Source organism: Actinosynnema sp. NPDC004786 (assembly GCF_053601135.1).
In genome coordinates, this window is the sequence record NZ_JBSGBG010000006.1 from 178,793 (window position 1) to 205,453 (window position 26,661).

Annotated in this window: 27 protein-coding genes; 12 read left to right on the top strand and 15 right to left on the bottom strand. The window is 73.0% G+C overall.

The window, feature by feature from the left end; genetic code table 11:
- Positions 1–28: 28 nt before the first annotated feature.
- The gene (locus tag ACWEFJ_RS07620; protein ID WP_378086499.1) at positions 29–1,201 is read left to right on the top strand and encodes an MFS transporter; all 1,173 of its coding nucleotides are present in this window, start codon (positions 29–31) and stop codon (positions 1,199–1,201) included.
- A gap of 12 nt (positions 1,202–1,213) precedes the next feature.
- A complete protein-coding gene (locus ACWEFJ_RS07625) occupies positions 1,214–2,005 on the top strand; it encodes an SDR family NAD(P)-dependent oxidoreductase (protein ID WP_449713239.1) in 792 nt (263 codons plus the stop codon).
- Positions 2,006–2,278: 273 nt separating this feature from the next.
- Here the strand turns inward: ACWEFJ_RS07625 and ACWEFJ_RS07630 are convergent, their stop codons facing one another.
- A complete protein-coding gene (locus ACWEFJ_RS07630; protein ID WP_310310641.1) occupies positions 2,279–2,641 on the bottom strand; it encodes a hypothetical protein in 363 nt (120 codons plus the stop codon).
- Between the two features lie 13 nt (positions 2,642–2,654).
- A complete protein-coding gene (locus ACWEFJ_RS07635; protein ID WP_378086403.1) occupies positions 2,655–2,978 on the bottom strand; it encodes a hypothetical protein in 324 nt (107 codons plus the stop codon).
- Between the two features lie 276 nt (positions 2,979–3,254).
- Between ACWEFJ_RS07635 and ACWEFJ_RS07640 the strand changes: the two genes are divergently transcribed.
- The 3 genes from ACWEFJ_RS07640 to ACWEFJ_RS07650 all read left to right on the top strand — a co-directional run bounded on the left by ACWEFJ_RS07640 (position 3,255) and on the right by ACWEFJ_RS07650 (position 5,880).
- The gene (locus ACWEFJ_RS07640; protein WP_378086501.1) at positions 3,255–4,583 is read left to right on the top strand and encodes a helix-turn-helix domain-containing protein; all 1,329 of its coding nucleotides are present in this window, start codon (positions 3,255–3,257) and stop codon (positions 4,581–4,583) included.
- Positions 4,584–4,602: 19 nt separating this feature from the next.
- Entirely contained in the window at positions 4,603–5,493 is an 891-nt protein-coding gene (locus ACWEFJ_RS07645; RefSeq protein WP_378086405.1) for an aminoglycoside phosphotransferase family protein, read from the top strand.
- Positions 5,494–5,559: 66 nt separating this feature from the next.
- Positions 5,560–5,880 carry a hypothetical protein gene (locus ACWEFJ_RS07650; RefSeq protein WP_378086407.1) on the top strand — a complete coding sequence of 107 codons (321 nt, stop codon included), beginning with the start codon at positions 5,560–5,562 and terminating at the stop codon, positions 5,878–5,880.
- A 46-nt stretch (positions 5,881–5,926) separates the two neighbouring features.
- Here the strand turns inward: ACWEFJ_RS07650 and ACWEFJ_RS07655 are convergent, their stop codons facing one another.
- The 8 genes from ACWEFJ_RS07655 to ACWEFJ_RS07690 all read right to left on the bottom strand — a co-directional run bounded on the left by ACWEFJ_RS07655 (position 5,927) and on the right by ACWEFJ_RS07690 (position 12,363).
- Positions 5,927–6,721 (bottom strand): NAD(P)H-binding protein, encoded by a 795-nt coding sequence (locus ACWEFJ_RS07655; protein WP_449713240.1) that lies wholly within the window; start codon positions 6,719–6,721, stop codon positions 5,927–5,929.
- A gap of 80 nt (positions 6,722–6,801) precedes the next feature.
- Positions 6,802–7,584: a hypothetical protein gene (locus tag ACWEFJ_RS07660; RefSeq protein WP_449713241.1), complete on the bottom strand. Its 783-nt coding sequence runs from the start codon at positions 7,582–7,584 to the stop codon at positions 6,802–6,804.
- A gap of 31 nt (positions 7,585–7,615) precedes the next feature.
- Positions 7,616–8,431: a CHAP domain-containing protein gene (locus ACWEFJ_RS07665; protein WP_449713242.1), complete on the bottom strand. Its 816-nt coding sequence runs from the start codon at positions 8,429–8,431 to the stop codon at positions 7,616–7,618.
- Between the two features lie 32 nt (positions 8,432–8,463).
- Positions 8,464–9,336, bottom strand: coding sequence for a hypothetical protein (locus ACWEFJ_RS07670; RefSeq protein WP_449713243.1), 873 nt, complete (start codon positions 9,334–9,336; stop codon positions 8,464–8,466).
- Positions 9,337–9,456: 120 nt separating this feature from the next.
- Entirely contained in the window at positions 9,457–10,479 is a 1,023-nt protein-coding gene (locus ACWEFJ_RS07675) for a copper resistance D family protein (RefSeq protein ID WP_449713244.1), read from the bottom strand.
- Entirely contained in the window at positions 10,476–11,033 is a 558-nt protein-coding gene (locus tag ACWEFJ_RS07680; protein ID WP_378086418.1) for a copper resistance CopC family protein, read from the bottom strand. The genes ACWEFJ_RS07675 and ACWEFJ_RS07680 overlap by 4 nt, the downstream gene beginning before the upstream one ends.
- On the bottom strand, positions 11,030–11,788 hold the full coding sequence (locus ACWEFJ_RS07685) for a YcnI family copper-binding membrane protein (RefSeq protein WP_449713245.1): 759 nt from the start codon (positions 11,786–11,788) through the stop codon (positions 11,030–11,032). Before ACWEFJ_RS07685 ends, ACWEFJ_RS07680 begins: the two co-directional genes overlap by 4 nt.
- Positions 11,789–11,838: 50 nt before the next feature.
- A complete protein-coding gene (locus tag ACWEFJ_RS07690) occupies positions 11,839–12,363 on the bottom strand; it encodes a hypothetical protein (protein WP_378086422.1) in 525 nt (174 codons plus the stop codon).
- Between the two features lie 92 nt (positions 12,364–12,455).
- Here ACWEFJ_RS07690 and ACWEFJ_RS07695 point away from each other — a divergent pair, with 92 nt between their 5' ends.
- Positions 12,456–14,123, top strand: coding sequence for a BCCT family transporter (locus ACWEFJ_RS07695; protein ID WP_449713246.1), 1,668 nt, complete (start codon positions 12,456–12,458; stop codon positions 14,121–14,123).
- Here the strand turns inward: ACWEFJ_RS07695 and ACWEFJ_RS07700 are convergent.
- Positions 14,104–14,535 (bottom strand): DUF6474 family protein, encoded by a 432-nt coding sequence (locus ACWEFJ_RS07700; protein WP_378086426.1) that lies wholly within the window; start codon positions 14,533–14,535, stop codon positions 14,104–14,106. The genes ACWEFJ_RS07695 and ACWEFJ_RS07700 overlap by 20 nt on opposite strands.
- Positions 14,536–14,641: 106 nt before the next feature.
- Between ACWEFJ_RS07700 and ACWEFJ_RS07705 the strand changes: the two genes are divergently transcribed.
- Entirely contained in the window at positions 14,642–16,276 is a 1,635-nt protein-coding gene (locus ACWEFJ_RS07705) for a TM0106 family RecB-like putative nuclease (protein ID WP_449713247.1), read from the top strand.
- A gap of 93 nt (positions 16,277–16,369) precedes the next feature.
- Here ACWEFJ_RS07705 and ACWEFJ_RS07710 read toward each other — a convergent pair whose 3' ends face one another.
- Positions 16,370–17,122, bottom strand: a complete 753-nt coding sequence (locus ACWEFJ_RS07710; protein WP_378086429.1) for an SDR family NAD(P)-dependent oxidoreductase — start codon at positions 17,120–17,122, stop codon at positions 16,370–16,372.
- Between the two features lie 280 nt (positions 17,123–17,402).
- Between ACWEFJ_RS07710 and ACWEFJ_RS07715 the strand changes: the two genes are divergently transcribed.
- Together ACWEFJ_RS07715 and ACWEFJ_RS07720 are read left to right on the top strand one after the other, a co-directional pair.
- Positions 17,403–18,701: a UDP-glucose dehydrogenase family protein gene (locus tag ACWEFJ_RS07715; RefSeq protein ID WP_378086431.1), complete on the top strand. Its 1,299-nt coding sequence runs from the start codon at positions 17,403–17,405 to the stop codon at positions 18,699–18,701.
- 74 nt (positions 18,702–18,775) lie between these two features.
- A complete protein-coding gene (locus ACWEFJ_RS07720) occupies positions 18,776–20,572 on the top strand; it encodes a gamma-glutamyltransferase family protein (protein ID WP_449713248.1) in 1,797 nt (598 codons plus the stop codon).
- Positions 20,573–20,685: 113 nt separating this feature from the next.
- Here ACWEFJ_RS07720 and ACWEFJ_RS07725 read toward each other — a convergent pair whose 3' ends face one another.
- Positions 20,686–20,955, bottom strand: coding sequence for a hypothetical protein (locus ACWEFJ_RS07725; protein WP_378086435.1), 270 nt, complete (start codon positions 20,953–20,955; stop codon positions 20,686–20,688).
- 172 nt (positions 20,956–21,127) lie between these two features.
- On the opposite strand from ACWEFJ_RS07725, the gene ACWEFJ_RS07730 reads away from it, so the two are divergent.
- Positions 21,128–22,027 (top strand): sensor histidine kinase, encoded by a 900-nt coding sequence (locus tag ACWEFJ_RS07730; protein ID WP_449713249.1) that lies wholly within the window; start codon positions 21,128–21,130, stop codon positions 22,025–22,027.
- Complete coding sequence (locus ACWEFJ_RS07735) at positions 21,924–22,583, top strand: response regulator (RefSeq protein WP_378086503.1); 660 nt, start codon at positions 21,924–21,926, stop codon at positions 22,581–22,583. Before ACWEFJ_RS07730 ends, ACWEFJ_RS07735 begins: the two co-directional genes overlap by 104 nt.
- 143 nt (positions 22,584–22,726) lie before the next feature.
- On the opposite strand, the gene ACWEFJ_RS07740 is transcribed toward ACWEFJ_RS07735, so the two are convergent.
- Positions 22,727–23,101 carry a hypothetical protein gene (locus ACWEFJ_RS07740; RefSeq protein ID WP_378086439.1) on the bottom strand — a complete coding sequence of 125 codons (375 nt, stop codon included), beginning with the start codon at positions 23,099–23,101 and terminating at the stop codon, positions 22,727–22,729.
- Positions 23,102–23,465: 364 nt separating this feature from the next.
- Between ACWEFJ_RS07740 and ACWEFJ_RS07745 the strand changes: the two genes are divergently transcribed.
- The gene (locus ACWEFJ_RS07745) at positions 23,466–24,743 is read left to right on the top strand and encodes an alginate O-acetyltransferase AlgX-related protein (RefSeq protein ID WP_378086441.1); all 1,278 of its coding nucleotides are present in this window, start codon (positions 23,466–23,468) and stop codon (positions 24,741–24,743) included.
- Here the strand turns inward: ACWEFJ_RS07745 and ACWEFJ_RS07750 are convergent.
- Positions 24,740–26,656, bottom strand: coding sequence for an acyltransferase family protein (locus ACWEFJ_RS07750; protein WP_449713267.1), 1,917 nt, complete (start codon positions 26,654–26,656; stop codon positions 24,740–24,742). The genes ACWEFJ_RS07745 and ACWEFJ_RS07750 overlap by 4 nt on opposite strands.
- Positions 26,657–26,661: the final 5 nt, after the last annotated feature.

The following is a 26,661-nucleotide window of genomic DNA, read 5'->3' on the forward strand; positions in this document are numbered from 1 at the left end:
ACCGGTCGTCCCGGTCCGCCGGTCGTGGATGACGTGGCTCTTCCTGGCCAACCTCGGCCTGTGGCTCGCCATCTACGCGCCGATCCAGGTGCTGCTGCCGCAGCAGGCCGAACTGCTCGACGCGGCCGGCAAGGAGGCGGTGTTCGGCCTGGTCACCGGCGTGGGCGCGCTCGTGGCGCTGGTGGCGAACCCGCTGATCGGGCTGTCGTCGGACCGCACCACGTCCCGCTTCGGGCGGCGGCACCCGTGGACGCTGGCCGGCGCGGCGACCGGCGCCGTCGGCTTGGCCGTGCTGTCGTCGGCATCCTCCGTCGGGGTGATGGTGCTCGGGTGGTGCCTCGTCCAGGCCGGGCTGAACGGGATGCTCGCGAGCCTCACCTCCGCCGTGCCCGACCGGGTGCCCGTGCGGCAGCGCGCCAAGGTCGGCGGGCTGGTCGGCATCTCCCAGATGCTCGGCACGGTGCTGGGCGCGGTCGTGGTGACCGTCCTGGTCAGCGGCCTGGCCGCGGGGTACCTGGCGTGCGCGGCGCTGGTCGTGGCGGGCGCGTGCGCGTTCGTGCTGATCACCCCGGACGCCCGGCTGCCGCGCGCCGACCGGCCGGTGCTGCGGTGGCGCGAGCTGTGGGTCTCGCCGAGGCGGCACCCGGACTTCGCCTGGGCGTGGTGCGCCCACTTCATGATCAACCTGGGCAACGCGTTCGGCACGCTCTACCTGCTGTACTTCCTCGGCGACGTGGTGCGGCACCCGTCGCCCGAGGACGGCCTGCTGGTGTTGATGCTGCTCTACGGCGTGGCGCTGGCGATCGGCGCGTTCGCCGCGGGCGCGCGGTCGGACCGCACCGGCCGCCGCAAGCCGTACGTGCTGGTGTCGGCCGCCGTGATGGCGGCGGCCGCGCTGCTGCTCGTCGCCTGGCCGACCTGGACGGCCGCCCTCGTCGCCGCGCCGCTGCTCGGCGTCGGCTTCGGCGGCTACTGGGCGGTGGCGCTCGCGCTGCTCACCCAGGTGCTGCCGGCCGCGTCCGACCGCGCCAAGGACCTCGGCGTGCTCAACATCGCCAACTCGCTGCCGCAGGTGGTCGCCCCGCTGCTGACGACCTTCGTGCTGGCGTCGCTCGGCGGGTACCGCGGCTTGTTCGCCGTCTCGGCGTTCGCCACGCTGTGCGCGGCAGTGCTCGTGACCAGGGTCCGTTCGGTGGCATAGGGGGAGTGGCAGGTGCGGTTGTCGGGAAAGGTCGCCGTGGTGACCGGCGCGTCGCAGGGCATCGGCGCGGCGACGGCCCGGACGCTCGCGGGGCGCGGTTCGGTTGTCGTGCTCGTGGCACGCGGCGGTGAAGCGCTGGACGAGCAGGTCGAGCGGATCACGGTGACCGGTGGGCGTGCGCTCGCCGTGTCGGCCGACCTCGCGGACGTCGAGCAGATCCGCGCGCTCGCCGCACGGGTGACCGCCGAGGTCGGCGTGCCGGACGTGCTGGTCAACAACGCGGGCGTGGGCCGCTGGCTGTTCCTGGACGACACGCCGACCGCGGAGCTGGCCGGCATGATCGCCCTGCCGTTCACCGCCGCGCTGCACCTGACCAGGGAGTTCCTGCCCGGCATGCGGGCCCGCGGGTCGGGGCGGGTGGTCACGGTGAACTCGCCGGTGTCCCGGCTGCCGATCCCCGGCGCGACCGGGTACGCGGCCTCCCGCTACGCGTTGCGCGGGCTGACCGCGGCGCTGCGGCTCGACCTGCGCGGCACCGGGGTGGGGGTGACCGAGGTCGTGCCGGGCAAGGTGAGCAGCCGGTACTTCGTCAACAACCCCGGCGCCGAGGAGCGCATCCCCGGCGTGGCGCGGCTCATCCCGGAGGTGACGCCGGACGCCGTGGCGGACCGGATCGCGCGGGCGCTGGAGCGGGAGCGCGACGAGGTGGTCTTCCCGTGGCAGCTCAAGGCGTTCGACGTGGCCGGCCGCCTGGCCCCGGGGCTGACCGGCTACCTGGCCTGGCTGACCGGCACGCACCGCTGAGGAGCGGTCGAATCGGCCCCGATGCCCGCGCGGGAGGTGCGGACATCGGGGCCGAGGTGGTGCCCGCGGACCGGTGTCGGTCGGGGAGGGAAGGTGTGCACAACACCGGCCCGCGGATGACTGTGTGCAGTTGTCGTGCCCTGCCGTTCGTGAAGTTTCAGCCGGCCGGCGATCCGTTCGTCGCGGTCGGGGGTTCGCACGTCCCGGACCGCCGGCCAGTAGGCGGGTGCTCGACCTGGTCGCGTCGGGGGAACGACAGGTCGGGGCCGCCCGTTAGTGGGCTCGAGCAACCACTCCCCGGCGCGACCGGGTGACAGGAGGCGTCACCGGCGCCGATCGGAGGTGTCGAGCCGGGCGCGGGGCCAACCCGCCCGCGACCAGGTGCTCGTACGCGGCGCGCCACACCGAGCAGGGGCTCTTCTGCTGCCGCCACCGACCGGAGCACTCGGGGCAGTTGCCCTTCTCGTCCGGTTCGTGCGCGGCGAGCAGCGCCCGCCACCCCTCGGTCAGCCGAGGGAGCTCGGAACGTGCCACCGACAGGAGGGACGGGGCGTCGGCCTCGTTGGCCAACTCCGTGAGCAGGTCCAACCGCTCCCACACCGCGTTGCGAAGAACTTGTCCGAGGATCTCGTCCACCGAAACGTCACCGTCACCTTTCCGCCTGCTCGGCGGCTTCGCGTAGCGCGGCCCTGAGCTGTACGAGTTGGTCGGCCGAGAGGACCGCCGTCTCACCGGGCGGACCGACCAGGACCACGCGGCCCCGGTCGACCATCACGGTGAGGCAGCGCTCCCGGTCGACCACGTCGCTGCAGCGGATGCGCCACCAGCGACGGTGCCCGGTCGTGCCGCGCCATCCGGAACCGAGGTCGGTCGGCTCCTGGACGGACTCCGGAGCGGCCGGAGGGGGGACCGTGGCGACGGCAGGCGCTGTCGGGCCACCCGAGGTGGTCACCGCCCGCTCGATCAGGTCCACAGCCAGGTTCCTCTCCGTGCTCGCTCGCTTACCGGAACTTAGATTGCGATGATTCAACCCGGATCGGGACGTCACAGCGCTGGCCGGTGGCCGTTCCACGGTAAGCGGTCAGCGGAGTTCGGCAGGGCCGATCAGCCTCGCCGATCGGCACTTCTCGCAGTCGGGGGAGTGCCCCTACTCTGCCGTTGACGCCCAAAGGACTGTGAGGGGGCGCAATTGAACACCATCGGTTCGCCGAGTTCTCCTGTTACACCAGACGTCTGGGACCAGCAGGAGATGCGCGACGCCCTGGCCCGACGCGAGATCAGCGCGGTGTACCGCCTGCTCCGGCGGCACGGCGTCTCGCAGCGCCAGATCGCGGCGTTGACGGGCCAGTCGCAGTCCGAAGTCTCGGAGATCCTCAAGGGACGCCAGGTCATGGCCTACGACGTCCTCGCGCGGATCGCCCAGGGCTTGGGTGTGCCCAGGGGGTACATGGGCCTCGCCTACGACGAGGCCACGGCAGTGAGGGTGGCCGCCACGGCGGAGTCACCCCATTCTGAGGAGGACGAGTCGGTGAAGCGAAGGAAGTTCCTCGCGCACGCCGCCGCCATCACCGTCGGCGCGGCCGTGTTCGGTACGGACTCCGGGTCTTGGGCTTCATCGCCCGCGCAGACTCCGGCCCCCGGCCGGATCGGCATGACCGACGTCCGCCAGGTCGAGGCGGCCACCAGGGCGTTGCGCACCCTGGACTACCAGTACGGCGGCGGCTCGTGCCGCGACGCGGTGGTCGCCCAGCTCTCCTGGGGCCAGCAGATGCTCGGCGCCAACGCGACCGACCTGGTCAAGGAGCGCCTCTACGTCGCGCTCGCCGACCTGCACAACCTGGCCGGCTGGACCTCGTTCGACACGGGCCTCTACGACTCGGCCCGCAACCACTTCGGCCAGGCCCTCGGCCTCGCGAAGCAGGGCCGCAAGGAAGAGCTGGTGGCCAACATCCTGTACCGGATGGGCCGCGTCTACCTGCACCAGAACGCGCCGGACGACGCGTTGAAGGTGTTCCAGCTCGGCCAGTTGGCCGCGCAGAACTCCGGCTCGGAACTCGCCGTCGGCATCCTCTGCGCCAACGAGGCGTGGGCCTACGCCAAGATGGGCTCCGACGACCAGGCGTTGAAGCTGCTCGGCCGGGCGCGCGACGAGTTCGCCCGCGCCAACATCGGCGAGGCGCCCGCCTGGGCGAAGTTCTTCGACGCGAACGACCTGTCCGCGATGATCGGCACCGTGCACACGGAGCTGGCGCAGACCGTGGACACGAAGTACACCCGCACCGCGGTGCCCGCCCTGACCAAGGCGATCGGCGGCTACGGCGAGGACATGACCCGCAGCCGGTCGTTCAACCTCACCTCGCTGTCGATCAACCACCTGCTCGACGGCGACATCGACCACGGCGCCCGCCTGGGCCGCCAGGCGATCGAGCTGTCCGAGGGCCTGAAGTCGGTCCGCACGAAGGACCGGATGAAGCCGCTGCAGAAGGAAGCCGAGAAGCGCCGCAACAACCCCGACGCCCGTGAGCTGGCCGAACGCCTCGCCAAGTTCACCGGCAGCGGCTCCGACAGCGCGGCCTGACCGGCGGGTGTCGGGGTCGGTGGACGGCAGGTTCACCTCGGCCGCGCTGACCGCCGTGCTCGAACGGCTGTGCGCCGACCTGGGGCTCGCGCACCGCGACGCGCGGCTCGTGAAGTTCACCAGCAACGCCGTGTTCGACCTGCCCGGCGACCGGGTGGTGGTGCGGATCGTCGGTTCGATGAACCTGCGGCACCGGGCCCGGAAGGTGGTCGAGGTCGCGCGCTGGCTCGCCTCGCACGACGTGCCCGCCGTGCGGCTGGTCGAGGACGTGCCGCAGCCGTTGGAGGTGGGCGACCACCTGGCCACCCTGTGGCACACGGTGCCCTCCGGCGGCCGGCCCGTCGACGGCCGTGACCTGGGGCGGGTGCTGCGGCAGGTGCACGCGCTGCCCGTGCCGGAGTTCGACCTGCCGCGCTGGGCGCCGCTGGACGACGTGCGCCGGCGCATCGCCGACGCCGAGGAGCTGTCCGGGCCGGACCGCCGGTTCCTGGAGGACCGGTGCGCCGAGGCCGACGCCCGCCTGGCCGAGCTGCGGACCGTGCTGCCGCAGGGCGTGCTGCACGGCGACGCGCACCTGGGCAACCTGATCCCCAGCCCCGACGGGCCGGTGATCTGCGACTTCGACTCGACCAGCGTCGGGCCGCGCGAGTGGGACCTGAGCACCCTGCCGGTCGGCGTCGCCCGCTTCGGTCACCCGGACGAGTGGTACCGGCAGCTCGCCGACGAGTACGGGTTCGACGTGGTCCAGTGGTCGGGCTTCCCGGTGCTGCGCGAGGTCAGGGAGCTGAAGCTGACCACGAGCGTGCTGCCGATCATGCGCAGCCACCCCGGTGTGCGCGACGAGCTGCGCAGCCGGCTGAAGGCGTTGCGCGCGGGCGACACGACGACCCGCTGGGCCCCTTACCGCTGACCGCGCGGGCGTGGGGAAACAGATCCGTAACACTCGGCGGGCGTCCGACGACTCAGGCAACGACGGATGCGCGACGGGGTCGGCGAGGTGTGCGTGGTCGGGAATCTGCCGGTGGTGCGGCGACGGCGGGTGAAGCGCGCCCTGCGAGCCGCCCGCATGCTGGACGAGGTCGTGGACACCCAGCTGCCGCTGCTCGCGTCGTTCGACGAGCAACGCCGCCGCCGTTCGGCGAACTACCTGGCCGAACTGGTGAAGCTCGCGCAGGACTACCGGTACTTCGCCAACGGCTGGATCGACGCCAAGGAGCTCGAACGGCGTGGTCAGGACGCGATGGCGGCGTTGACCCGGCTCCGCGAGGACCCTTCCGCGCGACTGGTCACCGACTAGGGCGTCCGGAGCAGTTCGTCGCACCGAACGGACCACTCGCCGACGCCTACCCGCGCCACGCGCCCGCGTCCCACGCCCGGGTGACGTAGTCGCGGAAGCGCGTCGGCTCCCGCCCGGCGACCCGGGCGACGACGTCGGTCGGCTCGCCGTCGCCCAGCGCGTCCCACGCCCGGATCTGCCGCTCGGCCGTCTCGGCGGGCACGACCGCGCGGTAGTCGTCGGCCGTGCCCCGGTACTCGACCCGGCGGCCGGTCACCTCCCCGATCACGGCCAGGGCCTGCCGGAACGACAACGCCTCCGGCCCGGTGACCTCGTACACCCGGCCTTCGTACCCGTCCCCGGTCAGGGCGGCGACGGCCACGGCCGCGATGTCGTCGGCGTCCACGAAGGTCTGCGCCTTCTCGCCGAGCGGCACCACCAGCTCGCCCGCGAGCACCGACGGGCGGAAGAACCCCTCGTCGAAGTTCTGGTTGAACCAGTCCGGCCGCAGCACGGTCCACCCGACCCCGGACCCGCGCACCAGCCGTTCGGCGGCGAGCAGCCGCTCGTCGCGCATCTCCACCACGCCGCGGGAGGACAGCAGGACGAACCGCCGCACACCCCGCGCCACGGCCTCGCCCACGAACGCCGGGTCGATCGGCAGCTCGTGCGGCGCCATCAGGTACACCCGCTCGACGCCGGTCAGCGCGGCCGGCCACGTGCCGGGGTCGGTCCAGTCGAAGCGCACGTCGCCGCGGCGGGACGCCCGGCGCACGGCGTGGCCCAGGTCGGCGAGCCGCGCGGCGACCCGGCGGCCGGTCGAACCGGTGGCTCCCAGGACGAGGATCGGTGCATCAGCCATGGGTGCACCCCAGCACAGGGGTCCGACAATCCGGGGGCGGTGGCCGGGGCACCGCCGGCCACCGCCCCGCGGATCACCCGTCAGGGGTTGCGCCCCGCCGGGAGGCGGAGGCAGGGGTAGAACGTGTGGGCGAAGTTGTCGTTCCTGTTCGACTTGGTCACCCGGCCGCCGACCTCGACCCGGGCGCAGTACCACTCGCCGGTGTCCGGGCTGCCCTTGCGCTTCAGCGCGCTGCCGTGCACGTCGATCCGGACGTTGCTGTTGGACTCGCGGAAGTCGTTGTCGACCTTGGCGAAGTCGCTCTTGCGGCCCAGCACCGACGACTCGCCGCAGTTGATCGTCGTGCCGACGTAGGCCGCCCACGGCGGACCTCCGACGCTCAGCGACAACCCGCTCGCGCTGCACTGGTTGCCGTTGAGCCACCGCTGCTCGAACGACGCGCCGCTCAGCTTGACCGCCTTGCGGCCCGACCCGGAGCAGCGGGACCACGCCGACACGGTGACCTGCGGCGACACGATCGTGGTCCGGTTGAGCGAGGGGTAGGTCTTCGCCGGCTTGTCGGGTCGGGGGCGCAGCGGCGGGGCCCAGACGTACTCGTAGGCGATCGTGCCCTGGATCCTGGTCTTGACGCAGGTGGCGCCGCCCAGGCCCGGCACGCGCTCCCAGTGCGTCTGGTCGATCTTCGCGCTCGCCTTGACCCTGCGGAGCGGCTCCTTGGCCGCGACGGGCACGGGGGTGGCGGTGGCGCCGTCGGCGCCGGCCCGGTCGTCGGGGGCGAGGCCGACGAGCGCGCCGAGCGCGACGGCCAGGGCGAGCGCCGCGCCCAGGGCGCGCCCGGTCCGGGAGGTCGTGGTGGACGTCATGGTGGGTCTCCGTGGGTGAGGTGGTCGGGGGTCAGCCGATGACGCCGTAGGCGGTGGTCACCTGGGACTCGTGCAGGATCACCGGGCCCTCGGGCTCGACCTGCCCGGGCTTGGTGTCCTCGGCCTTCTTCGGCTGGGTCTTCTTCGTGTCGCTCTTCTTGGAGTCCGTCTTCTTGCCGTCGCTCTTCTTGGTGTCGGTCTTCTTGGTGTCGGATTTGGCGTCGGTCTTCTTGGTGGCCTTCTTCTTCTCGACGGGCGAGGCGTAACCGGTCACCTGGGACTTCTTCGGGTCGATCGTCACCTTGCGGATCTTGTCGCCGCTGTTGCCCGAGATCACGGTGATCTTGCCGGTCTTCTTGTCGACGGCCGTGACGATGCCGACGTGGTCGTTGCCGGAGTTCTTGTCGTTGAGGCGGTAGGTGACCGCGTCACCGGGCTTGACGTTCTTCACGCCCGCCCCGGCCTTCCACGTGTTGTTCTTCAGGCCGTAATCCTTGAAGCTCTTCGCCATCGAGTTGACGCCGTCGGTCTTGGCCCCGCTCTTGCCCCAGACGTACTTCGTGAAGTCGGCGCACCAGGCCTGGCACCGGCCGTCCGGGCTGTAGGCGTTGCAGTTGACGCCGGTTTCCTTGTTGCGGCTGCTGTTCATCTCCTTCTCGGCGGTTTCCACGATCTTGCGCCGGGTTTCGTCGTCGGCCTGCTGCGACGTGGACTTCTTGGCCGCGACGAGTTCCACTTCGACCGCGGTGCCGCGCTCGGTGGACATCCCCAACAACGCCACGCCGATCACCGCGGCGGCGAGGACGACGATTCGGGCGGCGGCTTTTCCGGGCAGGGTGAATCGCATGAGGAATTGCTCCTTCGGTGGTGTTGGGTTGTTCAGCGACCGGCGGGCAGGATCGTGAAGGGGCCGTCGGCGTCGGGCCCGACGAGGATCGGCGTCGGGAAGTCGGGGCGCGCCCCGTCCGCCACCGCGTCCGAGTCCGGGCACGGGACGGGGTTCAGGTCGTGGTCCAGGGGGACGAGGTAGGTCTCCGGGGCGGTCGGCTCGTACGGCGTCCCGTACACCTCAGGGGTCTCGTCCACCGGCGTCCCGTACACCTCGGGCGTCTCGGGAACCCGCGTCTCGTGCACCTCGGGGGTCGCGGTCGGCGGGGTCGGGTCGTCCGGGGTCGGCTCCGGCTCCGGGTTCGGCTCGACCGGTTCGACCGGCTCCTCGGCCTGTTCCGGTTCGCGGGAGCGGTCCGCCAGCACCTCGAACACGGGCTGCGGCGTCACCGGCTGCGGCGTCGCGGGCCGAGGGCTCTGCGGCTGCGGGGCGGGCACCGGTGCCTGGTCGACCGGCTGCAGGTCAGCGGCCGGTTCGTCGGCGGTGACCGACTCGGCGGGCGGCTCCTCGGCGATCGGCTCCTGGGCGGTCGGCTCCTCGGTGGCCTGCTCCTGGTCGGCCGGCTCGTCGGCGGCTGGCTCGTCGGCGGGCGTCGGCTCGGCCGGCTCGGGTTCGGACGGGGTCGTCGGCTGGGCCGGGTCATCGGCCGGGTCTTCAGCCGGGTCCTCGACCAGGTCCGCGGGTGCTCGCGACACGGGCGGCTCGGCGATGGCCGCGTCCCCGCCCTGCTGGTGGCCGAGCAGGAACGCCGCCACCACCGTCAGCGCGAACGCGGCGAACAGCAGCAGCGCCTTCGTGGGGTGCTCCCGGTCCCGCGCCGGGGTGGCGAGGCGGTGGCGACCGGTGCTCTGTCGGCGTGGCATCTCCTGGCCCCTTCTCGTCGGATTCGCTCGCCACGAGGCAATCCGTTCGACCGGGGCCGGACAAGCGGAAGGGGTGTGCGGGACAGTCCCGCACACCCCTTTTCGACGACGCGTCGCGGGTCAGGCGACCGGCGCGCGGGAGAGCACGACGGCCAACCCGAAAGCGATGCCCATGACGGCCAGTTCCACGGCGGCCCAGCCCACGATCGCCGTCGCCTTGTGCTGGGCGATGTGGGGCAGCAACCGCCACCGGATGTTCGCGCCGAGCACCGCGAGCAGGGCGGCGCACACGACCTTGCCGACCAGCACCAGCCCGTACGACGTGGTGAACAACGAACCGGGCAGGCCGACGACCGGGTTCAACGCGAGTTCCAGCACGCCGTTGAACAATCCCGTGACGGACACCAGCGCCAAGGCGACCGTGGCGAGTTTCGAGAACTTCGGCAGCGCGTCGGCGAGCAGACCGCGCCGGTGCGCGACCAGCACCACCAGCGCGGCCAATCCGCCCGTCCACGCCGCCGCGCCCAACACGTGCAACTCCATCGAGATCATGGAGTAGTCGTGGTACTTCCAGTTCGACGCGTGACCGGTGACGGGCAGGGGCAGCAAACCGAACATCGCGATCAGGATGCGCAATTCCGCCGGCACCGATTCACCGCGGCGCACGGCCATGATGCCGATCCACAGGTACACCAGCGCGCAGACCGCGCTGAACAGCAATCCCTGACCGGCCCCCACGCGCTGGACGTAATCCACGACCATGGGCATGGTCAATTCCGCGTCCGGACGCGTTTCGTACGCCCGGAGCACGATCGACAACAACGCGGTGAAAGCCCACACGGCCGCGGCGACCACGGCGGCCGGCCGGGCGATCCGCAGCACCGGCTCGGTGAGCGCCGGTCGGGTGAACCCGAGCAGTTTGGGCAGCAGCGAGAGCCCCACGACGATCGTCGCCGCCACGTCCAGCAGGGTCCGCACCAGCGGTTGCGCGAACCGGGCCACCACCCCGGCCTCGGCCACGCCCACCGCGGCGGGCGCGGTGGACAGGCCGAGGCCCAACAGCACGCCGACGACCCCGCCCGCCAGCAGGCCGCCCACGACCCAGTACCGGCCGGCGGTGGTGGTGGTCCGGTTCGCGGTCATCGCCCGCCGTTCTCCTTGGCGTCGCCCGAGCCGCCGCGCACCGCGAAGAACGCGCCACCGGCCAGCAGCACGGCGGCGGCCGCGATCCACACCCAGATGGGCACGCCGGACCCGGACGACGACGAGCCCGCGTCCGGGTCGGCCGGGGCCGCCGGCGCGGGCGTGCCGTCACCCGCCTTGGTGAGGGTGAACTTGAGCGACCCCGTCACCGGGTGCCCGTCCGCGGACAGGACCCGGTAGCCGACGGTGTACTCGGCGGCCGGCCCCAGCGGCCGGATCGGGAAGACGACGCTGTTGTTCTTGACCGTCGGCTCGCCCTCCGCTTCCCAGCGCGTGCCCTCGGGGCCGGTGACGGTGATCGTGTTGAACTTCTCGCCGGCCTGCACGGGCTGGTCGAAGGTCAACGTGACCGTCGCCGGCCCGGTCTCCAGCGAGGACCCGTCCTTCGGGTCGCTGCTGATCAGCACGTTGTGCGCGGACGCGGGCGCGGCCGTGGCCAGCGCGAGCCCGCCCGCGAGCAAGCCGGTCAGCAGCAGCGAGACGACGCGCCTCATGCCGTCGGCTTGCCCGCGCGGCGGGACCGCAGCACGGCGCCCGCACCCAACCCGAGGCCCAGCGCGCCGACCACGAGGCCCGCGCCGCCCAGCCAGCGGGCCGTGTCGTCGGTCGCGCCGGCCGCGGCGTCGTCGTGCCCGTCGTCCGCGACCGCGGTGGCCGTGGCGTCGCCATGGTCGTCGTCGCCGCTCTTCGCGACGAGCTTCAGCACGGGCGCGGGGCGCTCGGGCTCCTCGCTGCCCTCGGCGGGCGGCGGGGCGTTCCAGTCCACGACCTCGCCGCTGTCGTAGGTCTGTTTGGTGGGCAGGACGAGCTTGTCGGTGTTGTCCGGCAGCGGCCCGATGGACAGGTCGAACTCGTTGAACTGACCGGGCTCGATGCGGGTGCCCGGGTCGGCGGTCCAGGTGACCGTGCGCACCGCCTCGGTGACCTCGCGGCCGTGGCTCTTGACCGGCGTGGCCAGCTTCTCCTTGACCGCCTCGACCTTCCAGCCGGGCGTCGGCCTGGTGCTGACCGAGGCCAGCGGGTACTCGGCGGGCAGGGTCAGCTCCAGCTTCACCGTGCCCGCGTCGGGCCGCTCGTTGGGCACGCGCAGCGTGACCTTGGTGTACCCGCCCTGCACGGCGTTGCCGGGGGTGGACGCGGTGACGTGCGCGGACGCCGGGCCCGCGGTGGTCAGGGAGAGGAACGCGGCGGTCGCGAGCACGGCGCCGCCCTTGGCGAGCGTGCGCGCGCCAAATCGATGTGTCGACATGAAGTTGTGGCTCCTGAGACCAGAGGACGTGTGTTGGGGGACTCGGGTGGTCAGGAACCGGGTGGACCGCGGCGGCCGTGCACCCGCCGCCGCAGCACGTCGACCAGCGTGTTCGCCGACGACGCGGGCGTGAGCGCCCACCACTCGCCGACCGGGGCGGGCGGCGCGGGCGGCGGCGGCAGGAGCCGGGTGACGGCGGTGGCCAGCGCGTGCAGCACGGCGTCGGCACGGGCCAGCAGCAGTCCGGTGAGCAGGGCGGCGACCACGTGCGCGGCCGTCATCGCGGTCGGGCCGAACCCGAGGCCGGGGCGCTCGGCGGCGTGGTGGCCGAGGTTGAGCAGCGCGTGCTGCCCGACCTGGGCGACGCCCAGCGCGGCCAGGATCGTCCAGGGGCGGCGTCCGCGCTCGGCGAGCGCCGTGCCCGCGAACGCGACGAGCACGGTCAGCGGCAGCGCGGGCGCGAACTCGGTGACCGAACCGCCCGCCGCGCCGTGCGCGGCCACGCTCAGCGCCGCCGAGGTGACGGCCAGCAGCGCGGCCCGCGCGAGGCGGGTCGGAGCGGGCCGGCTGGTCACACCCCAGAGCGTAGGAGGTCGCACGACGGTGGCGTGAGCCCCTACGGCCGTCCTGGGGTTTCCCCTACGCCGAACGGGGGTATCGGGTACCCGTGACGCACGAGAGCAAACCCGTCCACGAACCCCTGCCCGGTGATCCGAGGGCGGATCGGCCAGGGCGCACGGACCGAGCGGTCTTCGGCGTCGCCGCCGTCGTCACGCTGGCGTTCGTCGCGTGGGGCATCTTCGGCACGGCCTCGCTGGCCGGCGCGTCGAAAGCGGCCCTGACCTGGGTCATCGCCAACCTGGGCTGGGCGTTCGTGCTCAGCGCGTCGGGCTTCGTGCTGTTCGCCCTCTGGCTCGCGACGAGCCGCTACGGCCGCATCCCCCTCGGCCGCGACGACGAGCAGCCGGAGTTCCGCACGGTCTCGTGGGTGGCGATGATGTTCAGCGCGGGCATGGGCATCGGCCTGATGTTCTACGGGGTGAACGAGCCGCTCACGCACTTCGTGCAGCCGCCGCCGGGCACCGTGGAGGGCGGCACGGACCAGGCGTTGCAGACCGCGATGGCCACCACCCTGTTCCACTGGACGCTGCACCCGTGGGCGATCTACGCGGTGGTGGGCCTGGCCATCGCCTACGGCAGCTTCCGCCGCGGCCGCAGCCAGCTGATCAGCGCGGCGTTCGCGCCGCTGCTCGGGCGGCGCCGGGCGGCGGGACCGGCCGGCCGGGCGATCGACGTGCTGGCGATCTTCGCGACGCTGTTCGGGTCGGCCACCTCGCTCGGCCTGGGCGCGTTGCAGATCGGCAGCGGCCTGCGGGTCGCGGGCTGGCTCGGCGACGTCGGCAACGGCGTGCTGGTCGGCGTCATCGCCGTGCTGACCGCGGCGTTCGTCGCGTCGGCGGTGTCCGGCGTGGCCAAGGGCATCCAGTGGCTGTCCAACGTCAACATGGTGCTGGCCGTGGTGCTGGCCGCGTTCGTGTTCGTGGTCGGGCCGACGGTGTTCGTGCTGAACCTCGTGCCGACCGCGATCGGCGACTACTTCCGCGACCTGGCCGACATGGCGGGCCGGACCGCCGCGTCCGGCGGGGACGCGACGCAGGCGTGGCTGTCCGGCTGGACGATCTTCTACTGGGCGTGGTGGATCTCCTGGACGCCGTTCGTCGGCATGTTCATCGCCCGCATCAGCCGGGGCCGCACGATCCGGCAGTTCGTGGCCGGCGTCATCGGCGTGCCGAGCCTGGTCAGCCTGGTGTGGTTCTGCGTGTTCGGCGGCACGGCGATCTTCGTGCAGCGCCACCGCGCGGACCTCGCGGGCGCGTCGTCGCCGGAGGGCCAGCTGTTCGGGCTGCTCGACCAGTTCCCGCTCGCCACCGTCGCCGGGATCGTGGTGATGGTGCTGGTGGCGATCTTCTTCGTGTCCGGCGCGGACGCCGCGTCCGTGGTGATGGGCACGCTGTCGCAGCGCGGCTCGATCCGGCCGGGCCGGGGCGTGGTGGTGTTCTGGGGCGTGCTCACGGGCCTGGTCGCGGCGGTGATGCTGCTGGTCGGCGGGTCGAGCGGGCTGACCGGCCTGCAGAACCTGACCATCATCGCCGCGCTGCCGTTCCTGGTCGTCATGGTCGGCTTGTGCGTGTCGCTGGCCCGTGACCTGCGCAGCGACCCGCTGATCCGGAGGGAGGAGCGGGTCGCCGAGGTCATGGAGGAGGTCACCGCCCAGATGGGCCCGGAGGAGACCGCCTACCGGGCGGTGGAGCAGCTCACACGCCGAGGCGTTTGAGCAGGTCGGCCTCCATCGCGTCGAGGTCGGCCGAGATCGCGCGGTGCGCCGCCCGGCGCCGCGGCGCGGGCATCCGCTCCGAGGCCCGCACGGCGGCCAGCAGTTGCGCGAGCCGCTTCTCGACGCCCTCGACGTAGGCCGCGTCGGAGCCGCGGAGCTGGTCCAGCGCCTCGCCGAAGCCGACGATCCGGGCGTGCAGGCGCGCGCCCTTGCCCGAGTACCGGGTGAGCTGGTCCACCGGCACGCCCAACCGGGACGCCCGGAAGTGGTCGTAGCGGTCGCTCAGCAACGCGGCGGCCCGCGCCGCCACCGGCGCCACCACCGGGATCAACGCCGGCGCCAGCACCTTGGCCACGCCCACGAGGTTCTTCGCCCTGCCGGGGGTGAACCCCTTGCCCTTCGCCCGTGCCACGGCCGCACCTCCTCACCCCAGACCCTAGAGCCGTCCGGGCAAAAGATCGACTCGACTCCGCGAGGTTGCCGGCACGACGACGCGCCCGGCGTCATACGCTGCACCGGTGACTTCCCAGGTGCAGCTCGACGCCGGTGTGGTCACTCGTTGCCGGCGGCGGGTGCACCTCGAACACGATCCCACCATGCGCGACGTGCCGACACTGCCGCCGGACCCCACCGGTCAGCAGCGCAAGGCCGACGCCGAGGACCACCGGCGCGCGGTCGCCGCGGCGCTGGGCCGCGTCGTCGGGTCCGACCTGTTGGAGATCCCGCAGGACGTGCCCTCGGCCGACCGGGAGCGCGTGACCGCCGAGGCCATGCAGGCCGGCGTGCCGTTCATCTGGGGCGCCGCCCTGCCGCGCGACCCGCTGGGCGGGCGCCGCGGCGGCATCGACCTGCTGGTGAAGGAGAAGACCGGGTACGTGCCGGTGCTCGTGGTCCGGCACAAGGTCAGCGACCCCGGCCAGGGCGCGCGCACGTCGCCGCTGTCCCACCCGCTGCCGGGCGGCGCGCGGGTGGACCCGCTGCGCAAGGTCCGGCCCCAGCCGCGCGACCAGCTCCGGCTGGCCCACGCGCAGCGGCAGCTGCAGGCGTCCGGCTTCGCCGCGCGTGGCCGCGCCACCGGCGGTGTCATCGGCATGGACGCCGACGTCGTCGTGTGGCACGACCTGGAGGCGCCGACGTGGCCCGCCGGGCGCACCGCGCTCGCCGAGTACGACAACCGCTTCTCCGACCGGCTCGCGGTGGCCACCGCCGCCGCCACCGGCGCCGACCCGCTGGCCCGCCCGTCCCGGATCGTGGAGTGCCGCAGCTGCCCGTGGTGGCCGGTGTGCGAGGCCGACCTGAAGGCCGCCCGGGACGTCAGCCTGGTGGTGCGCGGCGAGGACGCCGTGGCGCTGCGCAAGGCCGGTGTGACCACGGTCGACGAGCTGGCCGCGCTGGACCCGGCCGAGCAGCTCGTCCCGCTGGTCGGCATGCTGCACTCGGACGCGGTCGTGCTGGCCCGCGCGTGGCTGCGCGACCTGACCGTGGTGCGCCGCGTGTCCCGCATGGAGGTGCCGCGCGCCGACGTCGAGGTCGACGTGGACATGGAGAGCTTCGGCGACCTCGGCGCGTACATGTGGGGCTGCTGGCTGTCCGGGCAGGACGTCGGCGAGGAGCCCGGCTACCGGGCGTTCGCCACGTGGGACCCGCTGCCGTGCGCGGACGAGGCCCGGTCGTTCGCCGAGTTCTGGGGCTGGCTCACCGGCATCCGGCTGCGGGCCCGGGCGCGCGGGCTGTCGTTCAAGGCGTACTGCTACAACGAGTTGGCGGAGAACCGCTGGCTGCTCGGCTCGGCCGAGCGGTTCAAGGGGCAGCCCGGCATTCCGACCGTGGCGCAGGTGCGGGAGTTCATCACGTCCGACTCGTGGGTGGACCTGTTCGGCATCGTGCAGGACCAGTTCCTGTGCGCCCACGGCAAGGGCCTGAAGACCATCGCGCCGGTCGCCGGGTTCCGCTGGCGGGACCCGGAGGCGGGCGGCGAGAACTCGATGCGCTGGTACCGCGACGCCGTGGGCATGGACGGCAGGCCGCCGGACCCCGCCCAGCGCCGCCGGCTGCTGGAGTACAACGAGGACGACGTCCGCGCCACCCACACCCTGCGGCTGTGGATGACGTCGGACGCCATGGACGACCTGCCGTTCGCCGGGGACCTCTAGCCCGGCCCGGCCGAGGGGCGCGACGGCGCGGGTCTGCCCCCACCGGCCGGGCACGGCCGTGGCCACCCTGGTCGAGGACTGCGACCGGTAGCGCTACCTGGGCTGCATCCGCAGCGCGCCGTCCATGCGGATGACCTCGCCGTTCAGGTAGTCGTGCTCCACGATCGACACGGCCAGCCGCGCGTACTCCTCCGGCTGCGCCAGCCGCTTCGGGAACGGCACGCCCGCCGCCAGGCCCGCCCGGAACTCCTCCGACACGGTCGCGAGCATCGGCGTGTCCACGATGCCCGGCGCGATCGTCATCACCCGCACCCCGACCGACGACAGGTCACGCGCCGCGGGCAGCGTCATCCCGACCACCGCGGCCTTCGACGCCGCGTAGGCCACCTGCCCGATCTGCCCGTCGAACGCCGCGATCGACGCGGTGTTGATCACCACGCCGCGCTGGCCGTGCTCCAGCGGCTCGGTCTTGCCCATCGCGGCCGCGGCCAGCCGCAGCACGTTGAACGTGCCGACCAGGTTGACGTCGACGACCTTCCGGTACAGGTCGAGCGGGTGCGGGCCGGACTTGCCCACCGTCCTCGCCGACGGGCCGATGCCCGCGCAGTTCACCACGACCCGCAGCGGCGAGCCGGAGCCGGCGGCCGTGTCGACGGCGGCCTGGACGTCCTCCTCCGAGGTGACGTCCGCCGCCAGGTACGTGACGCCCTCCACGTCCGGGGCGTGGTCGGTCGAGAGGTCCAGCGCGAACACCGCCGCACCCCGTGCCGCCAGCGCACGCGCGGTTGCGAGGCCCAGACCGGACGCGCCGCCGGTGACGATCGCCGCGGTACCCGAGATCTCCATGCTTCCTCCTGTCCTGGGACCAGGAGGTTAACGGTCGTTCAGCCCCCGGCGCGCGGAGAAGTGGAGCAATGCGACCAACGGCACGGCCGCCAGCAGCGCCAGCCCCGCGAAGAGCAGCGAGATGAGGACGAGTTCCATACCCACGACCTTGCCCTTGTCCAGGCGAAACCGCGTCCGCCGCGAGGGGTGTTTCCCCGTACCCCCAGGGGACTACCCACCTCACTCTCCGCATACGCCTGGTGTTTGACCCACGGCCAACTTCGGGTGTCACCGTCGTGCCATGTTCGTCCGGCGGATCGCGGTCGTGGGAACGGGTTACGTGGGCCTGACGACGGGGGCGTGCCTGGCCTCCCTCGGGCATCGGGTCGTGTGCGCCGACGTGGACGCGCTGAAGGTGGCCCGGCTGCGCGCCGGGCAGGTCGACATCCTGGAGCCCGGTCTCGCGGACCTGGTCGTGGAGGGCCGGTCCGCGGGCCGGCTCGAGTTCGTGGAGGGCGCGCGGCACGCCGTCGCCGACGCCGAGGTGGTGTTCCTGTGCCTGCCGACGCCCATGGGCGCGGGCGGCGCGGCCGACCTCGCCGCCATCGAGGCGGTGGCCGCCGAGATCCGCGACGTGCTGCCCCGCGACGCGGTGGTGGTGTGCAAGTCCACCGTCCCGGTCGGCACGTCGACCAGGGTCGCGGCGCTGCTCGGGCGCGACGACGTGGCGGTGGTCTCGAACCCCGAGTTCCTGCGCGAGGGCAGCGCGGTCCGCGACTTCCTGCACCCCGACCGGATCGTGGTCGGCGCCGGCTCGCCGCGGGCCGCCGAACGCGTCGCCGCGCTGTTCACCCGGCTCGGCGCGCCCACCGTGCTGATGGACGCGGCCAGCGCCGAGATGGTCAAGTACGCCGCCAACTGCTTCCTGGCCATGAAGCTGTCCTACGTCAACGCGGTCGCCGAGCTGTGCGAGCTGGTCGGCGCCGACGTCACCTCCGTCACCGAGGGCATGGGCCACGACAAGCGCATCGGCCAGTCGTTCCTCCAGCCCGGACCCGGCTGGGGCGGGTCGTGCCTGCCCAAGGACACGCACGCCATGGTCCGCATCGCCGACGCCGTCGGCGTGGACTTCTCGCTGGTCAGGGCCACCATCGAGACGAACGCGCGGCAGCAGCGGCGGGTCGTGGACAAGCTGCGGCGCGCCATCGGGCCGCTGGCGGGCGCCCGCGTGGGCGTGCTGGGGCTCGCGTTCAAGGCGGGCACCAACGACCTGCGCGACTCGCCCGCCCTGGCGGTGGCCGAGCTGCTCGCGTTCGAGGGCGCGGAGCTGGTGGCCCACGACCCCGGGATCGACCGGCCGCTGGCGGGCATGACCGTGGTGGACTCGCCGTACGCGGCGGTGCGCGACGCGGACGCGGTGGTGCTGCTGACCGAGTGGCCGGAGTTCCGCGCGCTCGACTGGGGCCTGGTGGCGTCCGCGATGGCCGGTTCGACGGTGCTGGACACCCGCAACCACCTCGACCCGGACGCGGTGGCGCGGGCCGGCCTCGTGCTCCACGGCCTGGGCCGCGACCTGCGCGTCCCGGACCAGGCGAGGTGAGGTTCAGCGGATCTTCAGGAGACATCTCGTTAGCCGGGGTAACAAAACCGGGGCGCGGGACGTAGGTTGACGGGGTGTTCACCACCCGACCTGAGCTGGCCGGCACGCACGGCATGGTGGCCTCCACGCACTGGCTCGCGTCCACCGCGGGCATGGCCGTCCTGGAGGACGGCGGCAACGCCTTCGACGCCGCGGTCGCCGTCGGCTTCGTGCTGCAGGTGGTGGAGCCGCACCTCAACGGGCCCGGCGGCGAGGTCCCCGTGGTGTTCGCCGCGGCGGGCGAGACCGCGCCGCGCGTGCTGTGCGGCCAGGGCGTCGCGCCCGCCGGCGCCACCATCGGGCACTACCGCGGGCTCGGGCTCGACCTGGTGCCCGGCAGCGGGTTGCTGGCCGCCACCGTGCCGGGCGCGTGGGACGGCTGGCTGACGCTGCTGCGCGACTACGGCACCAAGTCGCTGCGCGACGTGCTCGGCTACGCGATCGGGTACGCGCGCGACGGGTTCCCGCTGCTGGAGCGGGTGTCGTTCACCATCTCGACGGTCGCCGACCTGTTCCGCGACCACTGGACGTCGTCGGCGGCGCTGTGGCTGCCGGGCGGCAAGCCGCCCGCCGCCGGGACGCGCTTCCGCAACCCCCGGCTCGCCGACACCTGGGAGTGGCTGCTGGCCGCCGGCGAGGCGGCGGGCGCCGACCGCGAGGCGCAGATCGACGCGGCGCGGCGGGCGTGGTCGCAGGGTTTCGTGGCGGCGCAGGTGGACGAGTTCGCCCGGATCGCGCACCGCGACGACTCCGGCGCCGACCACGCCGGGGTGCTCACCGGCGAGGACATGGCGTCGTGGGAGGCGGGTTACGAGGACGCCGTGTCGGTGGACTTCGGGCCGTGGACCGTGGTGAAGCCCGGGGCGTGGACCCAGGGACCGGTGCTGCTGCAGCAGTTGCTGCTGCTGGAGGGCTTCGCCGACCGGCTCTCCTACGTGGACGGCGTGCCGACGGCGGAGACGGTGCACCTCGCGGTGGAGGCGGCGAAGCTCGCGTTCGCCGACCGGGAGGCGTGGTACGGCGACACCGGCGACGTGCCGCTCGACCTGCTCCTGTCCCGGGAGTACGCGGACCGGCGGCGGCGACTCGTCGGCGACCACGCCTCGCTCGACCTGCGGCCCGGCTCGCCCGGCGCGGTCGCGGCCCGGCTGCCCGGCCACGTGCTGCGCGGCCCGCGCCTCGCCGGGCAGGAGGAGGACGGCGGCGCGCTCGGCGAACCCACGGTCTCCCGCACCGGCGCGGTCAAGGGCGACACGGTCCACGTCGACGTGGTGGACCGCTGGGGCAACATCGTGTCGGCCACCCCGTCCGGCGGCTGGCTCCAGTCCTCGCCGACGATCCCCTCGCTGGGGTTCTGCCTCGGCAGCCGGGCGCAGATGTTCTGGCTGGAACCGGACCTGCCGAACTCGCTGGCCCCGGGCAAGCGGCCCCGCATCACGCTGTCCCCGACGCTGGCGCTGCGCGACGGCCTGCCCGCGCTCGGGTTCGGCACGCCCGGCGGCGACCAGCAGGACCAGTGGCAGCTCGGGTTCTGGCTCGCGCACACCGCCGGCGGGATGAACCTCCAGGAGGCCATCGACTCGCCGATGTGGCACACCAACGCGTTCCCCAGCTCGTTCTACCCGCGGTCGTGGACGCCGGGCGAGGTCGTGGTCGAGTCCCGCCTCGGCCGGGCGGCGCTGGACGAGCTGCGCGACCGCGGTCACGCGGTGGTGGACGCGGGCCCGTGGGCGCTGGGCCGGATGTCCGCGGTGTCCCGGGACTCCCGCGACGGCCTGCTGCGCGCCGCCGCCAACGCGCGCGGGGCGCAGGGCTACGCGGTCGGCCGGTAGCCGCCCGCCGGGCCGGGCCGTCGCCGCGAGGTTGGAACGGCCCCGGCCCGAGGGGGAGGGGGTCGGGACCGTTCCGGCTTCTCGGTGAACCTCCCCGGCGGACCGGGTCGGGGTCAGCCGCCGAGGAACTCGAGCCGCACGTCCAGCGGCGCGCCCGCGTCCTGGCCCGCGGCGACGGGGCCGAGGACGACCGGCCCGGCCGGGTCGGCGGTGTCCACCCGGACGATGTCGCCGACCGTGGCGACCCGGCCCACTTCGCCCTCGACGTCGGGCGTGGTGTGGGCGCCCACCTCGACCGCCTGCGCGGTGCCGCCGAGGCCGAGCAGGACGGCCGCGCCGCCGAGGGTGACCGCGGCTCCCGCGATGGTCTTCCTGAGGTTCATGGGCGGCAAAGTGTCGCAACCGGGGGTCGCGGTTCAAGCCCGCTCATCCCCCGGAGTGGATTACTTCACCCCCTCAGGTGGGCTGTGGGGCGTGCCGTACGACGGTCGACGTACCGGCGGGAAGCGCCTGCGGACCGACGCCGACCGGCGTGGCCTCCCGTACCGTCGTGCCGTGGCGTGGTTGGCGTGGGTCTGGTTCGCGGCGACGTTCGCGCCGCTGGTCTGGCGCAAGCGCTTCCCCGTCGCCGTGATCGCGGTGACCGGGGTGTCCACCTGGCTGTACTACCTGACCGGCCACTGGGGTCCGCTCATCGTCGCGCCCGCCGTCGCCGTGCTGTCCCTGCGCCGCACCAGGGTCGTCGAGCAGCGGAGCCGCCAGGTGGAAGAGGAACGGCTGCGGATCGCGCGCGAGGTGCACGACGTCGTCGCGCACAGCCTCGCCATGATCAACGTGCAGGCCGGCGTCGCCGCGCACGTCGCCGACCGCCGCCCCGAGGAGGCGGTCAAGGCGCTGCGGGCCATCAAGGAGGCGAGCGGTCGCGCGCTGGACGACCTGCGCGCCACCCTCGGCGTGCTGCGCACCGGCGAGGGCACGACGCCGGCGCCCAGCCTCGACCGGCTGGACGAGCTGGTGCGGCCGGTGCCCGCGGCCCGGGTCGTCGGCACGCCGGGGCCGCTGCCCGCCCCCGTGGACGCCGCCGCGTACCGGGTGGTGCAGGAGGCGCTGACCAACGCGATGCGGTACGCGCCGGACGCGTCCGAGGTCGTCATCTCGTTCGAGCGCACCGAGGACGCGCTGGTCCTCACCGTGGCCGACGACGGTGGCGGCGGCGACCGGCCGCCCCAGGGCGCGGGCTCCGGCATCCGCGGCATGCGGGAACGGGTGGAGGCGCTCGGTGGCACGCTGGACGTGGGGCCGTCGACCCGGGGCTTCACCGTCAGGGCGGTCCTACCGTGGGAGGTTCGTGGTGATCAGGGTGGTGCTGGCCGACGACCAGGCGCTGGTGCGCGCGGGTTTCCGCCTGCTGCTCGACACCGAGGACGGGTTCGAGGTCGTCGGCGAGGCCGGTGACGGCGAGGAGGCCGTCCGGCGGGCGCACGAGCACCGGCCGGACGTCGTGGTGATGGACATCCGGATGCCCGGCGTCGACGGCCTGGCCGCCACCCGGCGGATCTGCGCCGAGCTGCCGGACGTGAAGGTCCTGGTGCTGACGACCTTCAACGTGGACGAGTACGTGTTCGAGGCGCTGCGCGCCGGCGCCTCGGGCTTCCTGCTGAAGGACACCGACCCGGTGGAGCTGCTGCACGCCCTCAAGGTCGTCGCGGAGGGTGAGGCGCTCCTCGCACCGAGTGTCACCCGGAAGGTGATCGAGGAGTTCGCGAGTCGTCCGGAGCACCGGCGTCCCGACCCCCGGGCGCTGCGCGAGCTGACCGCGCGGGAGCGGGAGGTGCTGGCGCTCGTGGCCGCCGGCCTGTCCAACGACGAGATCGCCGCGCACCTCGTGATCAGTCCGGCCACCTCCCGGACCCACGTCAGCCGGGTGATGACCAAACTGGGCGCGCGGGACCGCGCGCAACTCGTCGTGCTCGCCTATGAATCAGGTTTGGTGTCCCCGCGCCGAGGGTGAATATTCATTGTTGGCGCGCGGTCCGAGGCTCCCCGGACGGGTCCCGCGAAAGTTCTGCGAAAAACAACAAATATCACTGACAGTGACGAAAACGCCGAAACCCGCCGCATTGTGTGTGCGGCGGGTGACGTGAACGAAGGGGGCTAGGCGATAGCGCCCGGCGGCAGCTTCAGCTTGAACGGCAGCGTGGTCACGACCGCGAGGTCCGACGCCGTCTTCTTCATCAGCGTCGGCGCGTTGCGCGAGCCGGGCTCCGGCAGGTCCAGGAGCCGGTCCACGGCCTCGACCAGCGGTCCCTCGTAAATCCACACGGCCTGGGCGGCGCGCCGGCTGTCCCGCACGGCCGGCAGCCGGCCCGCGCGGGCCTCGGTCTCCGACCAGAACAAGATCGAGTCGATGAACCCTCTGCGCTGCTTGAACGCCATGATGCGGTCCAGCTGCCCGTCCTCGTCGCGGAGGTGCAGGAACTGGAAGCCGCTTTCGCGCAGCTCGATCACCTTGCTGAGTGCGAGATCCATGACGCACCTACCTCTGTTCTGAGGTCCCCTAGCAGGCACAGGTCGTTCGACCCGGAAATGATCGTACGGCAAGCGGACAAGCCGCCATAGGGACTAGGCCGGCGGGGCGGTCTCAATACGGGGTCGCCCACCTTCCGATTTCGATGCGGATCGCAGGACGCGAACGGTTCGCACTATAAAAGCGAGCCCGCCCGTGGTGACCAGGATCACAGTGGGCCACATACCGGTCCTCCGCCGCATCGGCTCTCCTGTCACCCGGGTAGACGTCCGCCACAGGTGGCGGGTTGCCCGGCGGGCACCGTGCGAATCACCACCTTGCGGTGAACCGCGAACGGGTGACATGGCCGCCAACTACGCTGTCCGCGTGAGCATCGACCCGGCCAAGAACCTCCCGGCGGTGCCCGAGTCGCTGCTCCCCCGCGAGCACGCGCTCTACCGGCCTCGGCACAGCAGCCGCCAGCGCACCGCGCTGACCCTCGCCGTCATCTTCTTCTGCACGCCCGCGATGCTGCTGGTCGTCGGCGTGCGGCCGGCCGAGTTCGAGAACCGCAGGCTCGCCGCGTTCCCGTCGATCACCGACGGCTGGGGCTTCTTCACCGGGCTCAACGCGTGGGCGAGCGACCACGTGCCGCTGCGCGACAAGGCCGTGGCGGTGGCGGACGGCGTCAGCCGCGGCGTGTTCGGCGAGGCGCCGCAGCTCGACCGGTCGCAGGACGAGGTCGGCGTGGTGGTCGCCCCGAAGGACCCGTCCCTCGACCGACCCACCCCGACGGCGTTCGTGGACGCGATCGAGGGCAAGGACGACTGGCTGTTCCTCGGCGACGACGTCGAGGGCGCCTGCGAACCGCTGATCCCGATCGCCGAGGTGCACGCCCGGCTGGCCCGCCTGCGTCGCGCGGTCGAGTCGTCCGGTCGCCGGTTCGTGCTGGTCGTCGCGCCGAACAAGAGCACCATGGTGCCGCAGTACCTGCCGTCGAAGTACTTCGGCAAGGACTGCCACGCCAAGGCGACCGAGGAGTTCTGGAAGGACCTGTCCGCCAAGACGGGCGCGCTGGACCTGCGGTCGCGCATGCACGAGACCGCCAAGCTGAACAACCGGCTGCCCTACCCCAAGTACGACAGCCACTGGACGCACGACGGCAGCCTGGTCATGGCGCGCGTGATCACCGACACGATCGAACCGGGCACCTCGCGCGGCTGGAAGGTCCGGCCCACCAACGTGATCGACCGCGAGGGCGACCTCGCCCCGCTGCTCGGCCGGACCGCGACCGACCCGATCCAGTCCTACGACCTCGCGCCGGACGGCAGCACCGTGCGCAGCCGCGAGATCACCCCCGACCCCAAGCCGCAGCGGTTCACCCAGCCGCCGTCGAAGGGCGTGGTCGACGCCAAGGTCGGTCTGCTCGGCGACTCGTTCTCCTACTACGCCGGGCAGTACCTGGTCGCCTGCTTCACCGACCTCACGATGGTCCACGTCGAACGCCTCTCCGGCAACGCCCGCGAGGTCGCGCGCGCACTCGCCGCCACCGACGTCGTGGTGCTCGAAGCCGCGGAGCGGCTGCTGGTCAGCGGGCTGGACCCGGTCCTCGAACCGCCGGTCATCGACGTCATCGCCGAGGAGCTGGCCAAGCAGCCGCGCTAACGCCGGCGCCCGTTCTCCCGGGCGTGGTTCTCCAGCAGGGACGCCACGGTGACCACCGGCCCGCTGTCGTCGCGCAACCGCCTGCGCCGGGGCGCGACCTCCTCCGGCTCCGGCTCGTCGGCCGGCCAGGCGGCGGGGAGGTGCCGGGTCTCCTCGGCCGGACCGGGCGCCGGGACGGGACGGGCGAGCGGCGGTCGCGGTGCCGGCGGGCCGGGGACCGGGGCGCGGTCGAGGGGGACGTCCCGCGCCGGGGTGCGCGGTGGCTGGGGACGCGGTGCTGCGGACCGGAATGCTTCGGAACGGAGTGGTTCGGGTCGGGGCGCTTCGGGGCGGGGTGGTTCGGGGCGGGCCGCCGGGTGGCGCGGCGCGTCGGCACGCGGGGTCTCGGGGCGAGCGGGCTCGGGACGCGGCGGGTGGGGACGCGCGTCGGGTCGCGGGGCCGGCGGGCGCGGGGCGTCGGGTCGGGGCGCGTCGGGACGCGAGGGCTGGCTGCGCGGCGGAGGCGTGCGGGGCACGGGCGGGCCCTGCGGCCGGGTGGCGAAGGGCGGCCGGCGCTGGGGCGGCGGGGTGCGCAGGCGGTTCGACCGGACCCGGGGCAGCACCTCGGTCGGTTCCTCGCGGACGGGTTCCGGCTCGTCGTCCGGCCACTCGGCGTCTTCCGCGTCCTCGGCGGCGTCCTCGGGTTCCTCCACGTCCTCGAAGTCGTCCTCAAGATCGTTGTCGAGGTCGTCGTCGAGGTCCGACTCGGGCTCCGCGGGCTCGGGCACGGGCTTGGGCGCGGGTTTGCGGGCCAGCCGCCGCGCGAGGACGTGGCTCGGCTTCTCCACGTACCGGTAGCTCAGCTCCACCACGCCGAACGTCACCGCGATCGCGATCGGCACCGCGAGCCACAGCGGCACCTGCGGCCGGAGGAGGTCGAGCGCCGTGAACGCCACCAGGCCGTGCAGCAGGTAGATCGAGTAGCTGCGCTCGGACAGCCCCACCCAGATCCGCCGCTCCACGAGCCGCGGCTCGGCGAACATCCCCATCAGGAAGCACAGCACCGCGACCGCCAGCGCCAGGTTGTACGAGGCGTCCAGCCTGCCGAACTTCAGGTGGTCGGCGAGCACGTACAGCGCCCACGCGGCGCCGGCGAACACCCCGCCGAGCCACAGCGGCACGCGCTTGGTCGTCGTCGCCCAGACGATCTGCCCGATCAGCGGGATGGCGAGGTACGACACGTTCACCGCGAACACGAGCCACGACGGGCCCAACTGCCGGTTGGTCATCATCACCACGAAGATGAAGACCAGCTGGACCGAGATCGCGAGCCACGGCGCACGCCGCATGACCGGCAGCAGCGCCACCAGCAGGACGTAGAAGATGACCTCGACCACGAGCGTCCACGCCACGCCGACCATCACGACCTGCGGCACGATCAGGTAGTTGATCGTCAGGGCGTTGGTGACCACGGTCCACCACGTGATCACGGGCTCGTTGCCGCCGCCGAGCGGCCTCCCGCCGAGCAGGATCACCGCCGCGGTCAGCAGCACCACGAACGTCATCGGCACGTACACGCGCACCAGGCGGTTGAGGCCGAACCCGCGGGCGCCCTGGCGCAGCGCCACCGGCGTCACCACGTACCCGCTGACGAGGAAGAAGAACGGCACCGCGACCTGGCCGATGCCCTGCAACCCCATGTGCATCGGATCGCTGGTGACCGCGTCCACCACGTCGATCACAGGCGTGGGGCCCGCTTCGCGCTTGGCGATCCACTGCTCGGCCAGGTGGCTGTAGAAAACCAGCAGCGCGGCGAGCCCGCGACCGATGTCGATGAACGCGATGCGGGTCTTCTCGGCAGGCTCCCGCCCGCTCAGCGAACTCCGGCCGTCCAGGGGCTCAACCCTTCCACTAACCGCCCGTGCCGCGCGTATGGTAA

What these genes read in the sequence shown, in the direction of transcription:
- ACWEFJ_RS07650 (WP_378086407.1), top strand. Translation starts at nt 5,560, where the DNA reads ATGCGCGACGGGGTCGGCGAGGTGTGCGTGGTCGGGAATCTGCCGGTG.
- ACWEFJ_RS07620 (WP_378086499.1), top strand. Translation starts at nt 29, where the DNA reads ATGACGTGGCTCTTCCTGGCCAACCTCGGCCTGTGGCTCGCCATCTAC.
- ACWEFJ_RS07740 (WP_378086439.1), bottom strand. Translation starts at nt 23,101, where the DNA reads ATGGATCTCGCACTCAGCAAGGTGATCGAGCTGCGCGAAAGCGGCTTC.
- ACWEFJ_RS07715 (WP_378086431.1), top strand. Translation starts at nt 17,403, where the DNA reads ATGTTCGTCCGGCGGATCGCGGTCGTGGGAACGGGTTACGTGGGCCTG.
- ACWEFJ_RS07665 (WP_449713242.1), bottom strand. Translation starts at nt 8,431, where the DNA reads ATGCGATTCACCCTGCCCGGAAAAGCCGCCGCCCGAATCGTCGTCCTC.
- ACWEFJ_RS07670 (WP_449713243.1), bottom strand. Translation starts at nt 9,336, where the DNA reads ATGCCACGCCGACAGAGCACCGGTCGCCACCGCCTCGCCACCCCGGCG.
- ACWEFJ_RS07640 (WP_378086501.1), top strand. Translation starts at nt 3,255, where the DNA reads ATGCGCGACGCCCTGGCCCGACGCGAGATCAGCGCGGTGTACCGCCTG.
- ACWEFJ_RS07660 (WP_449713241.1), bottom strand. Translation starts at nt 7,584, where the DNA reads ATGACGTCCACCACGACCTCCCGGACCGGGCGCGCCCTGGGCGCGGCG.
- ACWEFJ_RS07685 (WP_449713245.1), bottom strand. Translation starts at nt 11,788, where the DNA reads ATGTCGACACATCGATTTGGCGCGCGCACGCTCGCCAAGGGCGGCGCC.
- ACWEFJ_RS07655 (WP_449713240.1), bottom strand. Translation starts at nt 6,721, where the DNA reads ATGGCTGATGCACCGATCCTCGTCCTGGGAGCCACCGGTTCGACCGGC.
- ACWEFJ_RS07725 (WP_378086435.1), bottom strand. Translation starts at nt 20,955, where the DNA reads ATGAACCTCAGGAAGACCATCGCGGGAGCCGCGGTCACCCTCGGCGGC.
- ACWEFJ_RS07675 (WP_449713244.1), bottom strand. Translation starts at nt 10,479, where the DNA reads ATGACCGCGAACCGGACCACCACCACCGCCGGCCGGTACTGGGTCGTG.
- ACWEFJ_RS07710 (WP_378086429.1), bottom strand. Translation starts at nt 17,122, where the DNA reads ATGGAGATCTCGGGTACCGCGGCGATCGTCACCGGCGGCGCGTCCGGT.
- ACWEFJ_RS07680 (WP_378086418.1), bottom strand. Translation starts at nt 11,033, where the DNA reads ATGAGGCGCGTCGTCTCGCTGCTGCTGACCGGCTTGCTCGCGGGCGGG.